This window comes from Rhodosalinus sediminis (genome assembly GCF_003385555.1).
Lineage (GTDB): Bacteria > Pseudomonadota > Alphaproteobacteria > Rhodobacterales > Rhodobacteraceae > Rhodosalinus > Rhodosalinus sediminis.
Genome location: NZ_QOHR01000004.1, coordinates 109,394 through 128,061 on the forward strand (window position 1 = coordinate 109,394; position 18,668 = coordinate 128,061).

Sequence of the window (18,668 nt, forward strand, 5' to 3'; positions counted from 1 at the left end):
GGCGGACAGGAGGCGCGCGATGCGGATCGACTATTATCTCTCGACGCTCTCGCCCTTCGCCTATCTCGCCGGCGACCGGCTCGAGCGCATCGCGGCGCGCTACGGGGCGCGGATCGCCTACAAGCCGCTCGACATTCTTGCGCTCTTCGCGCGCACCGGCGGCACGCCCCCGGCCGAGCGCGCGCCCGCGCGGCAGAGCTACCGCCTGCAGGAGCTGCGCCGGCAGGCGAAGAAGCGGGGCCTGCCGATCGTGCTGCAGCCCGCGCATTTCCCGACGAACGCGGCGCCCGCCTCCTACGCGGTGATCGCCGCGCAGGCGTCGGTGGACGCGGGCGGGCCGGGCGACACGGGCGCGCTGGTGCGCGCCATCCTCGCCGCCTGCTGGGCCGAGGAGCGCGACATCGCCGAGGACGCGGTGATCCGCGACTGCCTCGCGCAGGCGGGCTTCGACCCGGCGCTCGCCGACAAGGGCCTGCTCGCCGGGGCGGAGACCTACGCGCGCAACCTCGAGGAGGCGGTCGAGGCCGGCGTCTTCGGCGCCCCCTTCTACGTCGTGGGCGAGGAGCGGTTCTGGGGGCAGGACCGGCTCGAGGACCTCGACCTCTTCCTCGCGGGCGATCTCTGAGGATGGAGGCGGCGACCGCGCGCGTCACCGCCGGGGGCTTTCCGACCGTCCTGCGCCGCTGGGGCGCCGGCCCGCGCGCGGCGCTCCTGATCCATTGCTCGCTCGGCAGTTCGGCGCTCTGGTCCGGGGTGGCGGAGCGGCTCGCGGAGGGTCGGCGCCTCACCGCCTTCGATCTGCCGGGCCACGGCCGGAGCGGCGACTGGCGCGGGCCGGGCGACGTGCAGGCGCAGGCGGCGGCGATGGCGGGCGACCTGATCGAGGGGCCGGCCGACCTGATCGGGCATTCCTTCGGCGCGACCGTGGCGCTCAGGCTCGCGGTGGAGCGGCCCGACAAGGTGCGCAGCCTGACGCTGATCGAGCCGGTGCTCTTCGCGCTCCTGGCCGAGGCGCGGCCCGATCTCATGGCGCGCCACGACGCCGAGATGGCCGATTACGCGGCCGCGGCGGCGCGCGGCGACTGGCCCCTGGCGACGCGCCTCTTCATGGCGAAATGGGGCGACGGCCGCCCGTGGGAAAGCCTGCCCGAGGCGCAGCGCGCGACGCTGATCGAGCGCATCCGGGTGGTGGAGGCGGCCTCCGCCGTGCTCCGCGACGATCCGGCGGGGATCGTCCGGCCCGGGGCGCTCGACCGGATCGCGGCGCCGGTGCTGATCCTCGAAGGCGCGGAGAGCCCCGCGTATATCGCCGCGATCGACGCCGCGCTCGCGGCGCGGCTGCCCCACGCGCGCCGCGCGGTGATCCCCGGCGCGGGGCACATGGCGCCAGTCACGCATCCCGGGGTCGTCGCCGGCGAGATCCGGGCGTTCCTCGACGCGGCGCCGGAGGGGGCCGCCCCCGCCACGGGGTGACGTAGGGGCCGGGGCCGCCTGCCTGACGCGCTCAGCGCCCCGTCTTGCGGCCGATCCGCGGCTCGGTGCCCGCGCGCAGGCGCGCGACGTTCTCGCGGTGGCGCCAGAGCACGACGAGCGCGAGCGCCATCAGGAGCGCCGCCGTATCCGGCCGGCCCAGAAGCGTCGCCCAGAGCGGGGAGAGCGCCGCCGCCACGAGCGCGGCGAGCGAGGAGAAACGCGTCACCGCGGCCGTGACGAGCCAGGTCGCGCAGGCGGCGAGCCCCAAGGGCCAGGCCAGCGCGATCAGCAGCCCGAGGAAGGTCGCCACCCCCTTGCCGCCCCGGAAACGCAGCCAGACCGGGAAGCAGTGCCCGAGAAAGGCCGCGAGGCCCGCGATCTGGCCCGCGTCCTCGCCCGCGAGCGCGCGCGCGACGAGCACCGCCGCCGCGCCCTTGCCGCTGTCGAGGATCAGCGTCGCGGCCGCCGCCGGCTTGCTGCCCGTGCGCAGCACGTTCGTCGCGCCGATGTTGCCCGATCCGATGGCGCGCAGGTCGCCGAGGCCGAGCGCGCGCGCGATCACCAGCCCGAAGGGCACCGACCCGAGCAGATACCCCGCGAGCGCCCAGAGCGCGAGGAGGGGCAGGGCGATCTCGATCGCGGGCATCAGGCGTCTCCGTGCACGCGGCGCCCGCCGACCCATGTGCCGCGCACGCGGCCCTGCAGGCGGGCGCCGTCGAAGGGCGTGTTCTTGGATTTCGACTGCATCTTCCAGCGGTCGAGCACGAAGGGCGCGTCCGGATCGAAGAGCACCAGATCGGCCGGCGCGCCCTCTCTGAGCGTCCCGGCCTCGAGCCCCAGCCGCCGCGCGGGGTTGAGCGCCATCGCCCGGAAGAGCGCCGGCAGGTCGAGCGCCCCGGCATGGTAGAGCCGGAGCGCCGCGGGCAGCAGCGTCTCGAGCCCGACGGCGCCCGCCGCGGCCTCCTCGAAGGGCAGGCGCTTGCTCTCCTCGTCCTGCGGCGTGTGCATCGAGCAGAGCACGTCGATCAGCCCGCTGCGCAGCGCCTCGACCACGGCGGCGCGGTCCTCCTCCGCGCGCAGGGGCGGCGTCAGCTTGAAGAAGGTGCGGTAGTCGGCGACGTCGAGCTCGTTCAGCGTCAGGTGATGGACGCAGACGCCCGCGGTGACGTCGAATCCGTTGCGCTTGGCGCGCTCGAGCGGCGGCAGGGCGCGGGCGGTGGTGATCTGGTCGAAATGCACCGCCGCGCCGGTCATCTCGACGAGGGCGATGTCGCGGTCGATCCCCATGCGCTCGGCCATGGGCGAGACCGCGGGCAGCCCCTTGAGCGTGGCGAACTTACCGCTGGTCGCCGCCGCCCCGCGCGAGAGGCCCGGCTCCTGCGGATGCGCGACGACGAGCGCGCCGAGCCCGCGCGCGTAGGCGAGCGCGCGCGAGAGCACCCGCGCATCGCCCGTGACGCGAAACGCGTCTGTGAAGGCGACGGCGCCGGCGTCCATGAGAAAGCCGATCTCGGTCATCTCGGCGCCCGCGCAGCCCTTGGTGAGCGCGGCCATGGGATGGATGCGCACCTCGGCGGCCTCCGCCGCGCGGCGGCGCACGAACTCCAGCGCCTCGGGGTTGTCGAGGGGCGGCGCGGTGTCGGGCCGGGTGACGAGCGTGGTGACGCCCCCCGCCGCCGCGGCGCGGCCGGCGGAGCGGAAGCTTTCCTTGTGGCGCTCGCCCGGCTCGCCGATCTTCACGCCCCAGTCCACGATGCCGGGGGCGAGGCAATGCCCGCGCGCATCGATCCGCTCCTCGGCCCCTGGCGGGGCCTCCTCGCGGCCCACCGCGGCGATCCGGCCCGCGCGGATCAGGAGCCAGCCGGGCGCGTCGGTCCCGGCCTCCGGGTCGATCAGGCGGGCGTTCTCGATGAGCGTGGCGGTCACAGGTCCCTCCCCGCGGCCTGCCGGATCGCGGCGCGCACGGCGTCGCGGTCGGCGAGATACTTGATGAGGTGCTTGTCGCCCCCCTCGGTGACGATCTGCACGGCGCTGCCGAGGGTGTTGAGCCGCGCGATCCGGTCGAGGGGCACGTGCCGCCCGCCGGGGCCGTGGAGCGCGCCGTCCTCGATCCGCCATTCGTGGCCGAGCTCCTCGGAGGCGAGATACCAGGCGCGCACCCCCACCGCGGCGAGCCCAGCCACCGCGCCGGTCCAGACGTGCGGATTGCCGATGGCCCAGAGCACTCCCATCGCCCCGGCCATGGCGAGCGCGGCCATCCAGGCGTGGTCGCGGACATAGGTGCCCCGGTCGGGACGGAAGACCGTGCTCATCCGCCGCCCCCGGTCAGCAGGGCGGCGAGCAGCAGGGCCGCGATCACGATTGCCAGCGTGCCCAGCAGGTAGCGCCGCGCGGTGCCGGTGCCGCCGGGCGCGGGCGGAACCGGCGCGGGCGAGAGCGTACCGCGCGCCGTGTCGGCGGGCAGCGGGCGGCGCGGCGTCGTGGCGCCCTCCTCGGTCAGCCGCGCGACGAGGCGCAGCGGCGCGCGCACCTCGAGCGGCTGTGCCGCGCCGCCGAAGGCCGCCGACATGACCACGGCGACATGGCCCGAGAGCGCGTCGAGCCGGCCGCGCAACGGCGCGAGCTCCGCCTCGCCGATGCCGTAGCCCTCGGCGAGATAGGTCGAGAGCGGCATGGACCCCAGATCGGCGAGCCGCACGACCTCGGCGTAGGTCCGGTCGAAGGGATCGGCGCCGAGCGCCGCGGCGAGCGGGTCGGCGCCCTCGGGCGCGCGCCAGCGCGCCGCCTCCTCCGGCGCGAGATCGAGCGCGAAGACGCGCACCACCCCGGCCTCGTGCGCGGGCACCTCGATACGCTCGCTCACGCCGGCACCTCCGCCGCGCGCCAGTTGCGCGCCAGAAGGTCCATCGCCGCCATGCGCACCGCGACGCCCATCTCGACCTGTTCGCGGATCACCGAGCGGTTGATGTCGTCGGCGAGCGTGCCGTCGATCTCGACCCCGCGGTTCATCGGGCCCGGATGCATCACGATGGCGTCGGGCTTCGCGAAGGCGAGCTTGTCGTGGTCGAGGCCGTAGCGGTGGTAGTACTCGCGCTCGGAGGGGACGAAGCCGCCGTCCATGCGCTCGCGCTGGAGGCGGAGCATCATCACCACGTCCACGTCGCGCAGGCCTTCCTCCATGTCCTCGAAGACCTCGACACCGAAGCCCTCGATCCCCTTGGGCAGGAGGGTCGGCGGCGCGATCAGGCGCACGCGGCTTTCCATCCGGTTGAGGAGCAGGATGTTCGACCGGGCGACGCGGGAATGCGCGATGTCGCCGCAGATCGCGACCGAAAGCCGGTGCAGCCGCCCCTTCGCGCGCCGGATCGTCAGCGCGTCGAGCAGCGCCTGCGTCGGGTGCTCGTGCCGCCCGTCGCCGGCGTTGAGCACCGCGCAGGTCACCTTCTCGGCGAGCAGGTTCACCGCGCCCGAGTGCGGATGCCGCACCACCAGAAGGTCCGGGCCCATCGCGTTCAGCGTCGTCGCCGTGTCGATCAGCGTCTCGCCCTTGGAGAGCGAGCTCGCCTGCATCGCCATGTTCATCACGTCCGCGCCGAGCCGCTTGCCGGCGAGCTCGAAGCTCGCCTGCGTGCGGGTCGAGGATTCGAAGAACATGTTGATGAGCGTGGCGCCGGCGAGCGCGTCGGCGTGGCGCCCCGGGTCGCGGTTGAGCGCCACGTAACGGTCGGCGCGGTCGAGAATCTCGGTGATCGCCGCGGGGCCGAGGGGCTCGATCCCAAGGAGATGTCGGTCGGTGAAGCCCATGCGCGCCCTCTTCGCCGGCTGGGGCTCCGTATAGGCGCCGCGGCTGGGCCGGGCAAGGCGGCGCGCGCGGCGTCGGGGCTGGCGGCCCCCCGCGCGAGCGCCTAGTCTCACGCCATGGACCCCTCGATCGACTGGCACGCCGCGAAGGCGCTTCTCGAATGGCAGGTCGAGCTCGGCGCGACCGAGGCGATCGGCGACGCGCCCGTCGACCGCTTCGCCGCGGCCGAGGCGGCGCGGCAGGCCGCCGCCGCCCCGGCGCCCCCCGCGACACCCGCAGAGCCCCCCGCGCCGGCGCAGGCGCCCGCAGCCGATCCGGTGGCCGAGGCCGAGGCGGCGGCGCAGGCGGCCGCCGATCTGCCGGCGCTGCGCGCGGCGCTCGCGGCCTATCCGCATTGTCCGCTGAAGCAGGGCGCGCGCAGCCTCGTCTTCGCCGACGGGGTGCCGGGGGCGCGGGTGATGATCGTGGGCGAGGCGCCGGGGCGCGACGAGGACCTCGAGGGGCGCCCCTTCGTGGGCCGGGCCGGGCAGCTCCTCGACCGGATGCTCGCGCCCATCGGCCTCGCCCGCGACGCGGACGGGCCGGCGCACGCGGTCTACATCACCAACGTCCTGCCGTGGCGGCCGCCGCGCAACCGCGAGCCCACGGCGGAGGAAACGGCGATGATGCTGCCCTTCCTGCGCCGCCACATCGCGCTCGCCGCGCCCGAGGTGCTCGTGATCATGGGCAACGCCAGCGCGCAGGCGCTCCTCGGGCGGAAGGGAATCACCCGGCTGCGCGGGCGCTGGGACGAGGCGGCGGGCCTGCCCGCGCTGCCGATGCTCCACCCCGCCTACCTGCTGCGCAACCCGGCGGCCAAGCGCATGGCGTGGGAGGACATGCTGACCCTCGCCGCGCGGCTGGAGGGGGCGTGATCGAGCCGGTCGTCCTCCTCGCCTTCCTCCCCGCGGCGCTCGCGCTCAACCTCACGCCGGGGGCGGACATGATGCTCGCCCTCGCGCAGGGGCTCTCGGGCGGGCGGCGCGCCGCCCTCGCGGCGAGCGCGGGGATTTCCCTCGGCGTGCTGATCCACGCGCTCGCGGCGGGGCTGGGGCTCGCCGCGTTGGTCGCCGCGATGCCCGGGGCGATGGGCGCGATCCGCTGGCTCGGGGCGGCCTATCTCCTCTGGCTGGCGGTGCAGGCGCTCCGCCACGGGGTCGCGGCCCCGCAGGCGGCGGCGCGCGCGCCGGGGCGGGCCTTCCGCGCGGGGCTCGCCGTCAACCTGCTCAATCCGAAGGTGATCCTCTTCACGCTCGCCTTCCTGCCGCAGTTCGTGGACGCGGGGGCGGGCGGCCTCGTGGCGCAGTTCGCGCTCCTCGGCGGGCTGCTGGCGGCGGGCGGCTTCGTCGTCAACGCGGCGGTCGGCGCGCTCGCCGGGGGCGCGGCGGGACGGCTCGTGCAGAGCCCGCGCGCGGCGCGGATCGCCGGGCTCGTCTCCGCGACGATCTTCGGGGCGCTTGCGCTGCGCCTCCTCCTCGGCGCAAGGTCGGCGACATGAGCCGGATCGACCCAGAGCGCGACTTCATCCCCGCCCGCATCGCCGTCCTGACGGTGAGCGACACCCGCACGCCCGAGGACGACCGCTCCGGCGCGGCGCTCGTCGAGCGGCTCGAGGCGGCCGGGCACACGCTGGCCGAGCGGCGCATCCTGCCCGACGCGCGCGCCGGCATCGCCGAGCAGCTCCGCCGCTGGATCGCGGCGCCGGAGGTGGACGTGGTGATCACCACCGGCGGCACCGGGCTCACCGGGCGCGACGTGACCGTGGAGGCCCACCGCGACGTCTACGAGAAGGAGATCGAGGCCTTCGGCACGATCTTCGCCCTCGTCTCGTGGCAGAAGATCGGCACCTCCGCGGTGCAGAGCCGCGCCACCGGCGGCGTCGCCGGGGGCACCTATCTCTTCGCGCTGCCGGGCAGCCCCTCGGCCTGCCGCGACGCATGGGACGAGATCCTCGGCCCGCAGCTCGACTACCGCCACCGGCCCTGCAACTTCGTCGAGATCCTGCCGCGCCTCGACGAGCACCGCCGGCGCAAGTGACCGGCTTCCGCGCCCTCGGCGAGCTTCCGCCGCGCGAGGGCTGGCGCGGCGCGCTCGTCATGGCGCAGGACGGCGCGGGCCGCGTGCTGATGCAGCTGCGCGACGACCGCCCCGACATCGCCGCGCCGGGGCAGTGGGGGCTCTTCGGCGGCGCGGTGGAGGCGCGGGAGACGCTGGCCGAGGCGGCGGTGCGCGAGTTCCACGAGGAGACGGGCGTCCGGCTCGCCGAGGCCGAGCTCGCGCCGCTGGTGCGCGTGCCCTCGCAGGCGCGGGCGGACGGGGTGCTCTACGTCTTTCACACCGACCGCGCGATCGCGCCGGGGGAGGTGCGCCTCGGCGAGGGGGCGGGCTTCGCCGTCCTGACGCCGGCGCAGCTTCTGTCCTTCGAGGTGATCGCGCCCCTGCGCCCGCTCTTCGCGGAGATGTTCGACTGAGCCCGCCCCGGGCCGCGGGGGCGGTCCGCCGCCGCCTGCCTCGCGTCGCTGTCGGGGCCGTGGCTGCGGTCTCGTCATGCGCTGAGATCCGGGTGTGCTCGCTGCGCCCTCGACGTATTGCGCGGGTGGACGGCCCGGGGCGCCGCGCGATCCGGAGGGCGGACGCGGCACCTTCCGGCCCGCCGATCGCCGCGGGCGCGCCGCGACGGAAGGGCGCAGCACCGCGCGGCGCCTCACATGCAGACTTGGGAATTCTTTCCCTGTACCTATGTCATGACATGGCCCCTCCGGGCCGATCGAGGTGACGAATGCGATTTCTCGGCAAGAGCGCGGCGGGGCTGTTCCTGGTGTCGGCGGCGCTGGGCCTTCTGGTTTACGCGGGCGCGGCGATCCAGGGCGCCGTGCAGGAGCGCATGGCGGACGCGCCCCGCGCGCCTGAGGCGAGCGAGCGGGTCTTCGCCGTCGACGTGCTCACCGCCGAGGCGGGTCCGGCGACGCCGGTGCTCACCGCCTACGGTGAGGTTCTCAGCCGCCGCACGCTGGAGCTGCGCGCCGCCGCCGCCGGGCGCGTGGTCGACCTGTCGGAGAGCTTCGTGGACGGCGGCGCGGTGACCGAGGGCGAGGTGCTGCTGCGCATCGACCCGGCCGACGCCGAAGCCGCCCGCGACCGCGCCCGCGCCGACCTGATGGACGCGCGCGCCGAGGCGCGGGAGGCCGAGCGCGCCCTCGCGCTCGCGCGCGACGAGCTCGCCGTCGCGGAGGAGCAGGCCGAGCTGCGCGCCCGCGCGCTCGCGCGGAGCCGCGACCTGACCGACCGCGGCGTCGGCACCGAGGCCACCGTGGAAACCGCGGAGCTCGCCAGCGCCTCGGCGCGGCAGGCGGTCGTCGCGCGGCGGCAGGCGGTGGCGCAGGCCGAGGCGCGCGTCGATCAGGCCGCGACCCGGATCGAGCGGAGCGAGATCGCCCTCGCCGAGGCCGAGCGGCGCCTCGCCGACACGGTCCTGCGCGCCGATTTCGACGGCCGCCTCGCCGAGGTGGCGGCGATCGAGGGCGGCCTCGTCTCGATGAACGAACGGCTGGGCCGGCTGATCGACGCGGACGCGCTCGAGGTCGCCTTCCGCGTCTCGACGGCGCAGTACACCCGGCTTCTGGACGAGAGCGGCGATCTGCGCGCGGCGCCGGTCGAGGTGCGGCTCGAGGTCTCCGACGCCGCGCTGACCGCGACCGGCCGGCTCGAGCGCGACGACGCCGCGGTGGGCGAGGGGCGCACCGGGCGGCGGGTCTTCGCCCGTCTCGACGCGGCGCCCGGCTTCAAGCCCGGCGATTTCGTCACCGTCGAGGTCGAGGAGCCCGCGCTCCGCGAGGTCGTGCGCCTGCCCGCGACGGCGCTCGATTCGGCCGACGAGGTGCTGGTCCTCGGCCCGGAGAACCGGCTGGAGGCGATGGCGGTGACGCTGCTGCGCCGTCAGGGCGACGAGGTGCTCGTGCGCGCGCCGGCGCTCGACGGGCGGCGCGTGGTCGCCGCGCGCACGCCGCTTCTCGGCCCCGGCGTGAAGGTGCGCCCGCTCGAAAGCGCCGCCGCCGCCGGGCTGGAGCCCGAGGCGATGCTGGAGCTTTCGCCGGAGCGCCGCGCGCGGCTCGTCGCCTTCGTCGAGGAGGACGCGGACATCCCCGAGGCCGCCCGGGCGCGCCTGCGCGCCCGGCTCGCCGCGCCGCGGGTGCCGGCCCGCGTGGTCGCGCGCCTCGAACAGCGGATGGAGGGCTGAGCCGTGGCCGGCGCTGCCCATCAGGGGCCGGGCGGGGGGCCGAGCGGCATCCTCTCGCATTTCACGCGGCATCCGACGCTCGCCAACCTGCTTCTGGTGCTGATGCTGGTGGCAGGGCTCGTCGCGGCGCCCAACATGCGGGCGCAGTTCTTCCCGGACGTGGTGGTGGACGACGTCACCGTCTCCGTCGCCTGGCCCGGCGCGGGGGCGGAGGACGTCGATTCGGGCATCGTGCAGGTGCTGGAGCCCGCGCTTCTCGCCGTCGCGGGCGTGGAGGGCACCGAGAGCACCTCGCGCGAGGGGCGCGCGAGCCTGCGCGTCGATTTCGAACCCGGCTGGGAGATGGCGCGCGCCGCCGACGACGTGCAGACGGCCGTCGATCAGATCACGACCCTCCCCGAGGAGGCCGAGGAACCCGAGGTGCGCCGCGGCGCGTGGCGCGACCGGGTGACCGACGTGGTCATCACCGGCCCCGTCGGCGTCGACCAGATCGGGCGCTACGCCGACGAACTGGTCGCGCGGCTCTTCGAGGCGGGCGTCACGCGCACGACGATCCGCGGCCTCGCCGCGCCGGAGACGGTCGTGGAGGTGGAGCAGGGCGCGCTCCTCGCCCACGACCTGACCATGCGCGAGATCGCCGAGGCGATCGCGGCGGAGGTGGACGCTGCCCCCGCCGGCGATGTGGCCGGGGCCACGACCCGCGTGCGCACGGGCCGCGAGACGCGCGCCGCCGACGAGATCGCGGGCATCGTCCTGCGCTCCGATCCCTCGGGCGGCGATCTGACCATCGGCGAGGTCGCCGAGGTGCGCGTCGAGGGCGCGGCGCGCGAGCGCAGCTACTTCGTGGGCGACGATCCGGCGATGTCGGTGCGGGTGGACCGCTCGGCGCAGGGCGACGCCATCGCCATGCAGCGCACCGTCGAGGAGGTCGCCGCCGAGCTGCGCGCGACGCTGCCCGAGGGCGTCTCGGTCGACCTGATCCGCACGCGGGCGGATTACATCTCGGGCCGGCTCGACATCCTGATCGACAACGGGCTGATGGGCCTCGGCCTCGTGGTGCTGCTGCTCTTCCTCTTCCTGAACGCGCGCACCGCCTTCTGGGTCGCCGCGGGCATTCCGACGGCGATGTTCGCCACCGTCGCGCTGATGTACGCGGGCGGGCTGACGATCAACATGATCTCGCTCTTCGCGCTCATCATCACGCTCGGCATCGTGGTGGACGACGCCATCGTGGTGGGCGAGCACGCCGACCACCGCCACCGGACCCTCGGCGAGCCGCCTGTGGTCGCCGCCGAGAACGCCGCGCGGCGCATGGCGATGCCGGTCTTCGCGGCGACGCTGACCACCGTTTTCGCCTTCTTCGCGCTGGTGGCGATCGGCGGGCGCTTCGGCGACCTGATCGCAGACATTCCCTTCACGGTGATCGCCGTCCTGCTGGCGAGCCTCGTGGAGTGCTTCCTGATCCTGCCCAACCACATGGCGCACGCGCTGAAGGCCACCGACCGCGCGCACTGGTACGACTGGCCCTCGCGGCAGGTGAACCGGGGCTTCGGGCTCGTGCGCGACCGTCTATTCCGCCCCGCGATGCGGGGCGTGATCCGCGCGCGCTACGTCGTCCTCGCCGGGGCCGTCGCGGTGCTGGCGAGCCAGGTCGCCCTCGTGGTGAGCGGCGACGTGAGCTGGCGCTTCTTCAACGCGCCGGAGCGCTCCTCGGTCACCGGCAACTTCGCCATGGCCGCCGGCGCGACGCGGGCCGACAGCCTCGAGCAGATGGCGGCGATGCAGCGCGCGGTCGAGGAGGTCGCGGCGGAATACGCGGCCGAGCACGGGCGCAACCCGGTCGATTACGTCCTCGCCGAGGTGGGCGGCAACGCGGGCTGGGGCATGGCGGGCGCCGAGACCAAGGAGCCCGACCAGTTGGGCGGCATCTCGATCGAGCTCATCGACGCCGATCTCCGCCCCTATTCCGCCTTCGCCTTCGTCGGCGCCCTGCAAGAGCGCGTCGCGCGTCACCCGATGGCCGAGACGGTCACCTTCCGCGGCTTCCGCTCGGGGCCGGGGGGCGACGCGCTCGACGTGCAGTTCCACGGCGCCTCGGCCGAGACGCTGAAGGCCGCCGCCGAGGACCTCAAGACCGCCGTCGCGCGCTTTCCGGAGGTCTCGGGCGTCGAGGACGATCTGCCCTACGACAAGGAGGAGCTCCTCCTCGAGCTCACGGCGCAGGGGCACGCGCTCGGCCTCTCGGCCGAGGGGCTCGGCCGGGTGCTGCGCGACCGGCTGGGCGGGATCGAGGCGGCGACTTACCCGGCCGGTCCGCGCAGCGCGGCGATCCGCGTGGAACTGCCCGAGGACGCGCTGCGCGCCGATTTCCTCGAGCGGATGCAGCTCCGCACGCCCGAGGGGGCCTATGTCCCGCTCGCCGACGTGGTCTCGGTCGAGCGGCGCACGGGCTTCTCGACGGTGCGCCGCGAGAACGGGCTGCGCGTCGTCTCGGTCACCGGCGACATCGACATGGAGGACGCCGCCCGCGCCGCCGAGATCCGCACCGCGCTCGAGGAGGAGATCCTGCCCGCCATCGCCGCCGAGCGGCAGGTGAATTGGCGCCTCTCCGGGCTCTCGGAGCAGGAGAGCGAATTCCTCGCCGACGCGGTGACGGGGCTCCTGCTCTGCCTGACGGGGATCTACCTGGCGCTCGCCTGGATCTTCGGCAGCTGGACGCGGCCCCTGGTGGTGATGGCGGTGATTCCCTTCGGCCTCGTCGGCGCGATCTGGGGGCACAAGGTCTGGGGCGTGCCGCTCTCGATGTTCTCGGTGGTGGGGCTTCTCGGCATGACCGGCATCATCGTGAACGATTCGATCGTGCTGACGACGACCATCGCCGAGAAGGCGCGCGCCCGCGGGCTGGCGCCGGCCATCGTCGACGGCGCGGCGGACCGGCTGCGGCCGGTGCTCCTGACGACGGCGACGACGGTGCTGGGGCTCACGCCGCTTCTCTACGAGGGGTCCAGCCAGGCGGAGTTCCTGAAGCCCACGGTGATCACGCTGGTCTACGGGCTGGGCTTCGGGATGGTGCTCGTGCTGCTGGTGGTGCCCGCGCTCCTCGCCGTGCAGGTCGATCTCGGCCGGCTGGTGCGCGCCTTCCGCCGCGGGTTGCGCTTCCGGGCGCGTGGCACGCGCGCCGGGCTGCGGATCGGCGCGGCCGCGAGCCTCGCGTGGCTCGCCGCGACGCTCGGCTGGACGGCGGTGACCGGGGCGCTGCCCGGGCCGATCGCCGACCTGATGCCCGGGCTCGCCGCGGCGCCGCCGATGATGGCCGCGCTCGCCGCCTATCTGCCCGGCGCGGCGGCGGTGGCGCTGGCGGCGGCGCTCGCGGCGCGGCTCGCCACGCGGCCGGGGCGGCGCGCGACGTGAGCGGCCGGGGCCAAGCGCGTTGCAACGCGCTTGGCCAAGCGGTTTGCAAACCGCTTGGGCGCTAGCCGCCGGCGCAGCCCCGGATGTCCACCGCGCGGCCCGGGGCGAGCAGGGTGATGCGCACCGCGCTCCGGTCGAGCGCGAAGGCGCCGCCGTCGCGGTGCGCAAGGTCGCTCGTCGCCACGACCCGTCCCGGCGCGGGGTGGGCAAGCTCCGCTTCAGAGGCCCAGATCTCCGGCGCGCCGGGCTCGATCACCGCCGCGGTGGTCGCCTCCGCGCGGGGCAGCGCGACCTCGGCGCGCAGGCGCACGCCCTGCGCGCCGCCCGTCACCGTGCAGTCCACGCCCGTCACGCCGGCCTCCCCGGCGTCGAGGGGCCGCGCGGCGAGCGCCGCGGCGATCGCCGGGTCGGGCGCGCCGCCCGCGGCGGGCAGCCTGCCGTCGACCGCGATTTCGGCCGGGACGCAGATGTCCTCGCAGACGCCGAGGGAGATCTCGGCGGAGAGCGTCACCGCCTCGCCGGCGCGCGCCGGGGTCACGCGCAGCGGCAGCACCACCTCGTCGGAGTAGACGATCGAGCGCATGCCGTTCTGGTCGAAGACCTCCGGCGCCGGCCAGGCGATCTCCACCCCGCCGAGGTTGCGCGACCCGCTCCAGTCGAACTCGGGCGGGATGCCGGCGTCGCCCGGCGCGCGCCAGTAGGTCTTCCACCCGGGATCGAGCGTCAGGCGCAGCCCGGCGAGATGCGCGCCGTCGGCGCGGCGCCAGCCCGGCAGGATCTCGCCCGCGACGACGTCGAGGGCGCGGGCGGGGGGCGCGGCGGCCAGCGTCGCGGCGGCCAGCGTTCCGAGGGTGAGCAGACGCGCGGCGAGGGTCATGCCCCCAGATTGCGCAGTCGCGCCCGTTTGCCAAGGCGGGTGCGCTCACGTTCCGGCGATCCGGCGCCCTTGAAGCCCCCTGCGCCCGGGGTCATGTTGTCCTGCGAGCAACGGAGAGGCGGAATGTCCGACGTCACCCCCCTGACGGGCAAGCTCCTGATCGCGATGCCGGCGATGGGCGACCCGCGCTTCGAGCGCAGCGTCGTCCTCGTCTGCGCGCATTCCGAGGAGGGGGCGATGGGCCTCATCCTCAACAAGCCCACCGACGACGTCACCCTCTCCGATCTCTTCGAGCAGCTCGAGATCGAGGCGGGCCCCGAGGCGCGGCGCATGAAGGTGCACTTCGGCGGCCCGGTGGAGACCGGGCGGGGCTTCGTCCTGCACGGGCCGGATTACGACGCCTCGGAGTCCACGCTCACCGTGGACGCGCGCTTCGCGATGACGGCGACCCTCGACATCCTCGAGGCCTTCGCGCGGGGCGAGGGGCCGGGGCAGGCGCTGATGGCGCTCGGCTACGCCGGCTGGGGCGCCGGTCAGCTCGAGGCGGAGCTCGCGCAGAACGCGTGGCTGACCGCCGACGCCACGCCGGAGCTCGTCTTCGCGCGCGACGACGCGGGCAAATGGCAGGCCGCGCTCGAGACGCTGGGCATCGACACGCTGATGCTTTCGGGGAGCGGCGGGCGCGCCTGAGCGCGCGTCAGTCGCGCGGCGCCGCGGCGCGGCGCAGCCGGTCGTTGATCGCGCGGCCGAGGCCCGTCTCCGGGATCGGGGCGACGGCGATCGGATGCGCGCCGTCGTCGAGCGCGTGCAGGTGGTGAAAGAGCGCCGCCGCCGCCTCGGCCAGATCGCCCGTCGCCGACAGCGTGAGCTCGCCCGGCACGTCGCCGAAGCCGAGCATCCGCTCGCCCGGACGGGGCGCGGCCGCATCGAGCCGCAGCGCCGCGCGCGGCGCGTAATGCGAGGCGAGCTGCCCCGGCGCCTGCGGCGCGGCCGGGTCGGGCGCGGGCGCGGCGAGGGGCGCGCCCAGCACCGACTCGATCGCCTCGGCCGGCACGCCGCCGGGGCGCAGCAGGCGCGGCGCGGGATCGAGGGCGAGGATCGTCGATTCGACACCCACCGGGCAGGGGCCCGCGTCGAGCACCGCGGCGATCCGGTCGCCGAGCCCCGCGATCACGTGCTCGGGCCGCGTGGGGCTCAGCCGGCCCGAGGGATTGGCCGAGGGCGCGGCGAGCGGCCCGCCCATCGTGGTGAGGAGCGCGCGCGTCGCGGCCTGGTCCGGCACGCGCACGGCGAGCGTCTCGAGCCCCGCGGTCACGCCGGGGGCGAGCCCGTGCCCGGCCTGCAGCGGCAGCACGAGCGTCAACGGCCCCGGCCAGAAGGCGCGCGCCAGCCGCGCGGCGGTCTCGGGCCAGTGGACGAGCGCCGCCGCGGCCCCGGCGTCGGCGACATGGGCGATCAGCGGGTTGAAGGCGGGGCGTTCCTTGGCCGCGTAGATCGCGGCGACCGCCCCGGGGTTTCGCGCGTCGGCGGCGAGGCCGTAGACCGTCTCGGTCGGGATCGCGACGAGGCGGCCCGCGCGCAGGAGCGCGGCGGCGCGGGCGACGCCGGCGGCGTCGGGGGCGAGGCGGTCGGGCGTGCGGGGCATTCGTGACGCGGCGTTGCGGTTGCGGGTGCGACAGGCTGACCTAGCCTTCCGTCGGGAAAGCGGGCATACACCCGCCCCGGAGACATGCCAAGCCCGCGAGGTCTTTCATGCCCTACCACGCCCCGGTGCCCGAGTACCGATTCCTTCTGGATCATGTCGTGGATTTCCCGAAGGTCGCGGCGACCGACCGCTTCGCCGAGGCCGCGCCGGACGTGGTCGCCGCCATGCTGACCGAGGCGGGCCGGGTCTGCGAGGAGGTGCTCGCGCCGCTCCAGCGCTCGGGCGACACGCAGCCGGTGCGCTTCGAGAACGGCGTCGTGCGCCTCTCGCCCGGCTTCGCGGAGGCCTATCGCGCGCTCAGCGACGGCGGCTTCCTCCGCGTTTCGGGGCCGGAGGCGCACGGCGGGCTCGGCTTGCCGATCACGGTGGCGACCGCGCTCAACGAGATGATGTCGGGCGCCTGTCTCGCGTCGCAGCTCTCGCCGCTGATGGCGCAGGGCCAGATCGAGGCGCTCGATCACCACGCGCCCGAGTGGATCAAGGCGCTCTACATCCCGAAGCTCGCGCGCGGGGAGTGGACGGCGACCATGAACCTGACCGAGCCGCAGGCGGGCTCGGACGTGGGCGCGGCCGCGACGCGGGCCGAGCCCGCCGACGACGGCACCTACCGGCTCACGGGGCAGAAGATCTACATCACCGGGGGCGACAACGACTTCGCCGACAACGTCGCGCACCTCGTCCTCGCGCGTCTGCCGGACGCGCCGGCGGGGACCAAGGGGATCAGCCTCTTTCTCGTGCCGAAGTACATCCCCCGCGAGGACGGCACGCCGGGCGCGCGGAACGCGATCCGCGTCGTTGGCATCGAGGAGAAACTCGGCCTCCACGCGAGCGCGACCTGCACGCTCGCCTACGAGGGCGCGACCGGCTGGCTGATCGGCGCGCCCAACAAGGGCATGCGCTGCATGTTCACCATGATGAACAACGCGCGCCTCGGTGTCGGCATGCAGGGGATCGGCGTCGCGGAGGCCGCCTATCAGCACGCGCTCGCCTATGCGCTGGAGCGCAGGCAGGGTGCGACGCCGGTGGAGGGCGGCACCGGCGCCATCGTCGAGCACGCCGACGTGCGCCGGATGCTCGCCACGATGAAGGCCGAGCTCTTCGCGGCGCGGGCCGTGGCCTTCGCCTGTGCGGTCGCGATCGACATGGAGACCGCGACGGGCGAGACCGGCTGGGCCGCCCGGGCGGCGCTGCTGACGCCGGTGGCGAAGGCCTTCGGCACCGACACGGGGCGCGCGCTCTCCGACACGGGGATCCAGATCTACGGCGGCATGGGCGTGATCGAGGAAAGCGGTGCCGCTCAGTACTGGCGCGACGTGCGGGTGAGCGCGATCTACGAGGGCACGAACGGCATTCAGGCGATGGACCTCGTGGGCCGCAAGCTCGCCGACGGGGGCGAGGCGGCGCAAACGCTCATCGATGAGATCGAGGCGGAGGCCGAGGCGGCGCGCGGCGATCTGCCCGATCTCGCCGGCCCCGTCTGGCAGGCCGCCGAGGAGCTGCGCGAGGCGACCGAGGCGCTGGTCGCCACGGGCGATCTCACCGACCGTTTCGCGGGCTCCGTGCCCTACCTGCGCGCCGTGGCGCGGGTGCTCGGCGGGCACTACCACCTGCGCGCCGCCCGCGCCGAGGGCGGGGCCGGCCCGCGCACCGCGCTCGCGCGGGTCTACGTCCGCCGCCTCCTGCCCGAGCACGCGGGCCTTCTGGCCGAGGCGCGCGCGGGCGGCGCGGACCTCTACGCGCTCAGCGACGAGGACCTCGCGGCGTGACCGGCGGGCGGATCAGTCCGCGCGAGCGCCGCGCGCCCTCCGATGGCCGAGCGGGGTCCGCTGCCTTGCCCCCCGGGGAGGGGCGCGCGTGATGGACGGGGCCGACGGCATCCGCACCCCGTGGGACAGCCCGCCCGAGGAGGGCGCGGCGATCGAGGTGGCCGAGGGCGTGCTCTGGATGCGGCTGCCGCTGCCGATGGCGCTCGACCACGTGAACGTCTACGCGCTCGACGACGGGGACGGCTGGACCATCGTGGACACCGGCGTGAACAGCCGGCGCAGCCGCGCGATCTGGCAGGCGCTGCTCGACGGCCCGCTGGCGGGCAACCCCGTGCGCCGGGTGATCGTCACGCACCATCACCCCGACCACGTGGGCCTCGCCGGCTGGTTCCGGTCGGAGCACGGCGCGGAGCTGCTGACCACGCGCACCGCCTGGCTCTTCGCGCGGATGCTGACGCTCGACGAACAGGAGCGCCCCGCGCCGGAGACGCTCGCCTTCTGGCGCCGGGCCGGGATGGCCGAGGACATCCTCGCCGAGCGCGCCTCGGAGCGGCCCTTCAACTTCGCCGACGTGGTCTGGCCCCTGCCGCTCGGCTTCACGCGGCTCGCCGAGGGCGGGACGATCCGCATGGGCGGGCGCACATGGGACATCCGCTGCGGCGCCGGGCACGCGCCGGAGCACGCCACCTTCTGGAGCCGCGACGACGGGCTCGTGCTGACGGGCGATCAGGCGATTCTCTCGATCAGCTCCAACATCGGCGTCTACGCCACCGAGCCCGAGGCCGACCCGCTCTCGGACTGGCTGGAGGCCTGCGCGCGCCTCGCCACCCACGCGCGGCCCGATCAGCTCGCCCTCGCGGGGCACAAGCTGCCCTTCACCGGGCTGCCGCTCCGCCTGCACCAGTTGATCGAGAACCACCACGGCGCGCTCGACCGGCTGGAGCGTCACCTCGAGACGCCGCGCACCGCCGCCGGGTGTTTCCCGGCGCTCTTCAAGCGCGAGATCGGGCGCGGCGAGTACGGCCTCGCCCTCGTCGAGGCGGTCGCGCATCTCAACCACCTGCATCAGGCCGGCCGCGCCGTCCGCCGCCTGACCGAGCACGGCGCCTGGGAATACCGCCGCGCCGGCTGAGCCGGCGCCGCCGCGCTTGCCCGAAGGGGGGCGACGCGGTATCCCTGCGCAGGGAAACGCAAGCGGCAGCCGAAGGACAGGGACCCATGGCCGAGAACCACGAACACGGCAAGATGGACATCACCGAGCAGGAAAAGACCTTCGAGGGCTTCGTGAAGGCCTCGATCTGGGTCGCGGGCGTGGCGATCGGCATTCTCGTCTTCCTCGCGATCTTCAACTCCTGATC

The 18,668-nt window shown here is 75.0% G+C and carries 19 protein-coding genes; 12 read left to right on the top strand and 7 right to left on the bottom strand.

Translation table 11 applies throughout. From position 1 onward, the window contains the following. Positions 1-19: 19 nt before the first annotated feature. Positions 20-625 (top strand): 2-hydroxychromene-2-carboxylate isomerase, encoded by a 606-nt coding sequence (locus DRV84_RS05160; RefSeq protein WP_115978811.1) that lies wholly within the window; start codon positions 20-22, stop codon positions 623-625. A 2-nt stretch (positions 626-627) separates the two neighbouring features. After that, a complete protein-coding gene (locus tag DRV84_RS05165) occupies positions 628-1,473 on the top strand; it encodes an alpha/beta fold hydrolase (RefSeq protein ID WP_115978812.1) in 846 nt (281 codons plus the stop codon). 31 nt (positions 1,474-1,504) lie between these two features. On the opposite strand, the gene plsY is transcribed toward DRV84_RS05165, so the two are convergent. From plsY to DRV84_RS05190, 5 genes are read right to left on the bottom strand one after another with little or no spacing between them, the layout of a single operon-like run. Next, positions 1,505-2,119 (bottom strand): glycerol-3-phosphate 1-O-acyltransferase PlsY, encoded by a 615-nt coding sequence (plsY, locus tag DRV84_RS05170; RefSeq protein ID WP_192881398.1) that lies wholly within the window; start codon positions 2,117-2,119, stop codon positions 1,505-1,507. Then, positions 2,119-3,399, bottom strand: a complete 1,281-nt coding sequence (gene pyrC / locus DRV84_RS05175; protein ID WP_115978813.1) for a dihydroorotase — start codon at positions 3,397-3,399, stop codon at positions 2,119-2,121. The genes plsY and pyrC overlap by 1 nt, the downstream gene beginning before the upstream one ends. Next, positions 3,396-3,785, bottom strand: coding sequence for a hypothetical protein (locus tag DRV84_RS05180; protein WP_115978814.1), 390 nt, complete (start codon positions 3,783-3,785; stop codon positions 3,396-3,398). The genes pyrC and DRV84_RS05180 overlap by 4 nt, the downstream gene beginning before the upstream one ends. Continuing rightward, entirely contained in the window at positions 3,782-4,336 is a 555-nt protein-coding gene (locus DRV84_RS05185; RefSeq protein ID WP_115978815.1) for a hypothetical protein, read from the bottom strand. The genes DRV84_RS05180 and DRV84_RS05185 overlap by 4 nt, the downstream gene beginning before the upstream one ends. Continuing rightward, entirely contained in the window at positions 4,333-5,277 is a 945-nt protein-coding gene (locus DRV84_RS05190; protein ID WP_115978816.1) for an aspartate carbamoyltransferase catalytic subunit, read from the bottom strand. Before DRV84_RS05190 ends, DRV84_RS05185 begins: the two co-directional genes overlap by 4 nt. 114 nt (positions 5,278-5,391) lie before the next feature. Here DRV84_RS05190 and DRV84_RS05195 point away from each other — a divergent pair, with 114 nt between their 5' ends. The 6 genes from DRV84_RS05195 (at position 5,392) to DRV84_RS05220 (ending at position 12,962) form a co-directional block, all read left to right on the top strand. Continuing rightward, positions 5,392-6,189: a uracil-DNA glycosylase gene (locus DRV84_RS05195; protein WP_115978817.1), complete on the top strand. Its 798-nt coding sequence runs from the start codon at positions 5,392-5,394 to the stop codon at positions 6,187-6,189. Continuing rightward, on the top strand, positions 6,186-6,812 hold the full coding sequence (locus DRV84_RS05200; RefSeq protein WP_115978818.1) for a LysE family translocator: 627 nt from the start codon (positions 6,186-6,188) through the stop codon (positions 6,810-6,812). The genes DRV84_RS05195 and DRV84_RS05200 overlap by 4 nt, the downstream gene beginning before the upstream one ends. Beyond that, entirely contained in the window at positions 6,809-7,351 is a 543-nt protein-coding gene (gene moaB, locus DRV84_RS05205) for a molybdenum cofactor biosynthesis protein B (RefSeq protein WP_115978819.1), read from the top strand. Before DRV84_RS05200 ends, moaB begins: the two co-directional genes overlap by 4 nt. After that, a complete protein-coding gene (locus DRV84_RS05210; protein ID WP_205026722.1) occupies positions 7,348-7,785 on the top strand; it encodes an NUDIX domain-containing protein in 438 nt (145 codons plus the stop codon). The genes moaB and DRV84_RS05210 overlap by 4 nt, the downstream gene beginning before the upstream one ends. Before the next feature lie 308 nt (positions 7,786-8,093). Further along, entirely contained in the window at positions 8,094-9,551 is a 1,458-nt protein-coding gene (locus DRV84_RS05215) for an efflux RND transporter periplasmic adaptor subunit (RefSeq protein WP_115978821.1), read from the top strand. A 3-nt stretch (positions 9,552-9,554) separates the two neighbouring features. Beyond that, positions 9,555-12,962, top strand: coding sequence for an efflux RND transporter permease subunit (locus DRV84_RS05220; protein WP_115978822.1), 3,408 nt, complete (start codon positions 9,555-9,557; stop codon positions 12,960-12,962). 61 nt (positions 12,963-13,023) lie between these two features. Here the strand turns inward: DRV84_RS05220 and DRV84_RS05225 are convergent, their stop codons facing one another. After that, complete coding sequence (locus DRV84_RS05225) at positions 13,024-13,839, bottom strand: protein-disulfide reductase DsbD domain-containing protein (protein ID WP_115978823.1); 816 nt, start codon at positions 13,837-13,839, stop codon at positions 13,024-13,026. A 123-nt stretch (positions 13,840-13,962) separates the two neighbouring features. Here DRV84_RS05225 and DRV84_RS05230 point away from each other — a divergent pair, with 123 nt between their 5' ends. Next, entirely contained in the window at positions 13,963-14,529 is a 567-nt protein-coding gene (locus DRV84_RS05230; protein WP_115978824.1) for a YqgE/AlgH family protein, read from the top strand. A gap of 7 nt (positions 14,530-14,536) precedes the next feature. On the opposite strand, the gene DRV84_RS05235 is transcribed toward DRV84_RS05230, so the two are convergent. Beyond that, complete coding sequence (locus DRV84_RS05235; RefSeq protein WP_115978825.1) at positions 14,537-15,484, bottom strand: L-threonylcarbamoyladenylate synthase; 948 nt, start codon at positions 15,482-15,484, stop codon at positions 14,537-14,539. A 107-nt stretch (positions 15,485-15,591) separates the two neighbouring features. Here DRV84_RS05235 and DRV84_RS05240 point away from each other — a divergent pair, with 107 nt between their 5' ends. The 3 genes from DRV84_RS05240 to DRV84_RS05250 all read left to right on the top strand — a co-directional run bounded on the left by DRV84_RS05240 (position 15,592) and on the right by DRV84_RS05250 (position 18,666). Next, positions 15,592-17,310 carry an acyl-CoA dehydrogenase gene (locus DRV84_RS05240; RefSeq protein ID WP_115978826.1) on the top strand — a complete coding sequence of 573 codons (1,719 nt, stop codon included), beginning with the start codon at positions 15,592-15,594 and terminating at the stop codon, positions 17,308-17,310. A gap of 91 nt (positions 17,311-17,401) precedes the next feature. Continuing rightward, positions 17,402-18,442: an MBL fold metallo-hydrolase gene (locus DRV84_RS05245; protein ID WP_115978827.1), complete on the top strand. Its 1,041-nt coding sequence runs from the start codon at positions 17,402-17,404 to the stop codon at positions 18,440-18,442. Positions 18,443-18,528: 86 nt separating this feature from the next. Beyond that, complete coding sequence (locus DRV84_RS05250) at positions 18,529-18,666, top strand: aa3-type cytochrome c oxidase subunit IV (protein WP_115978828.1); 138 nt, start codon at positions 18,529-18,531, stop codon at positions 18,664-18,666. The last annotated feature ends 2 nt before the right edge of the window (positions 18,667-18,668 follow it).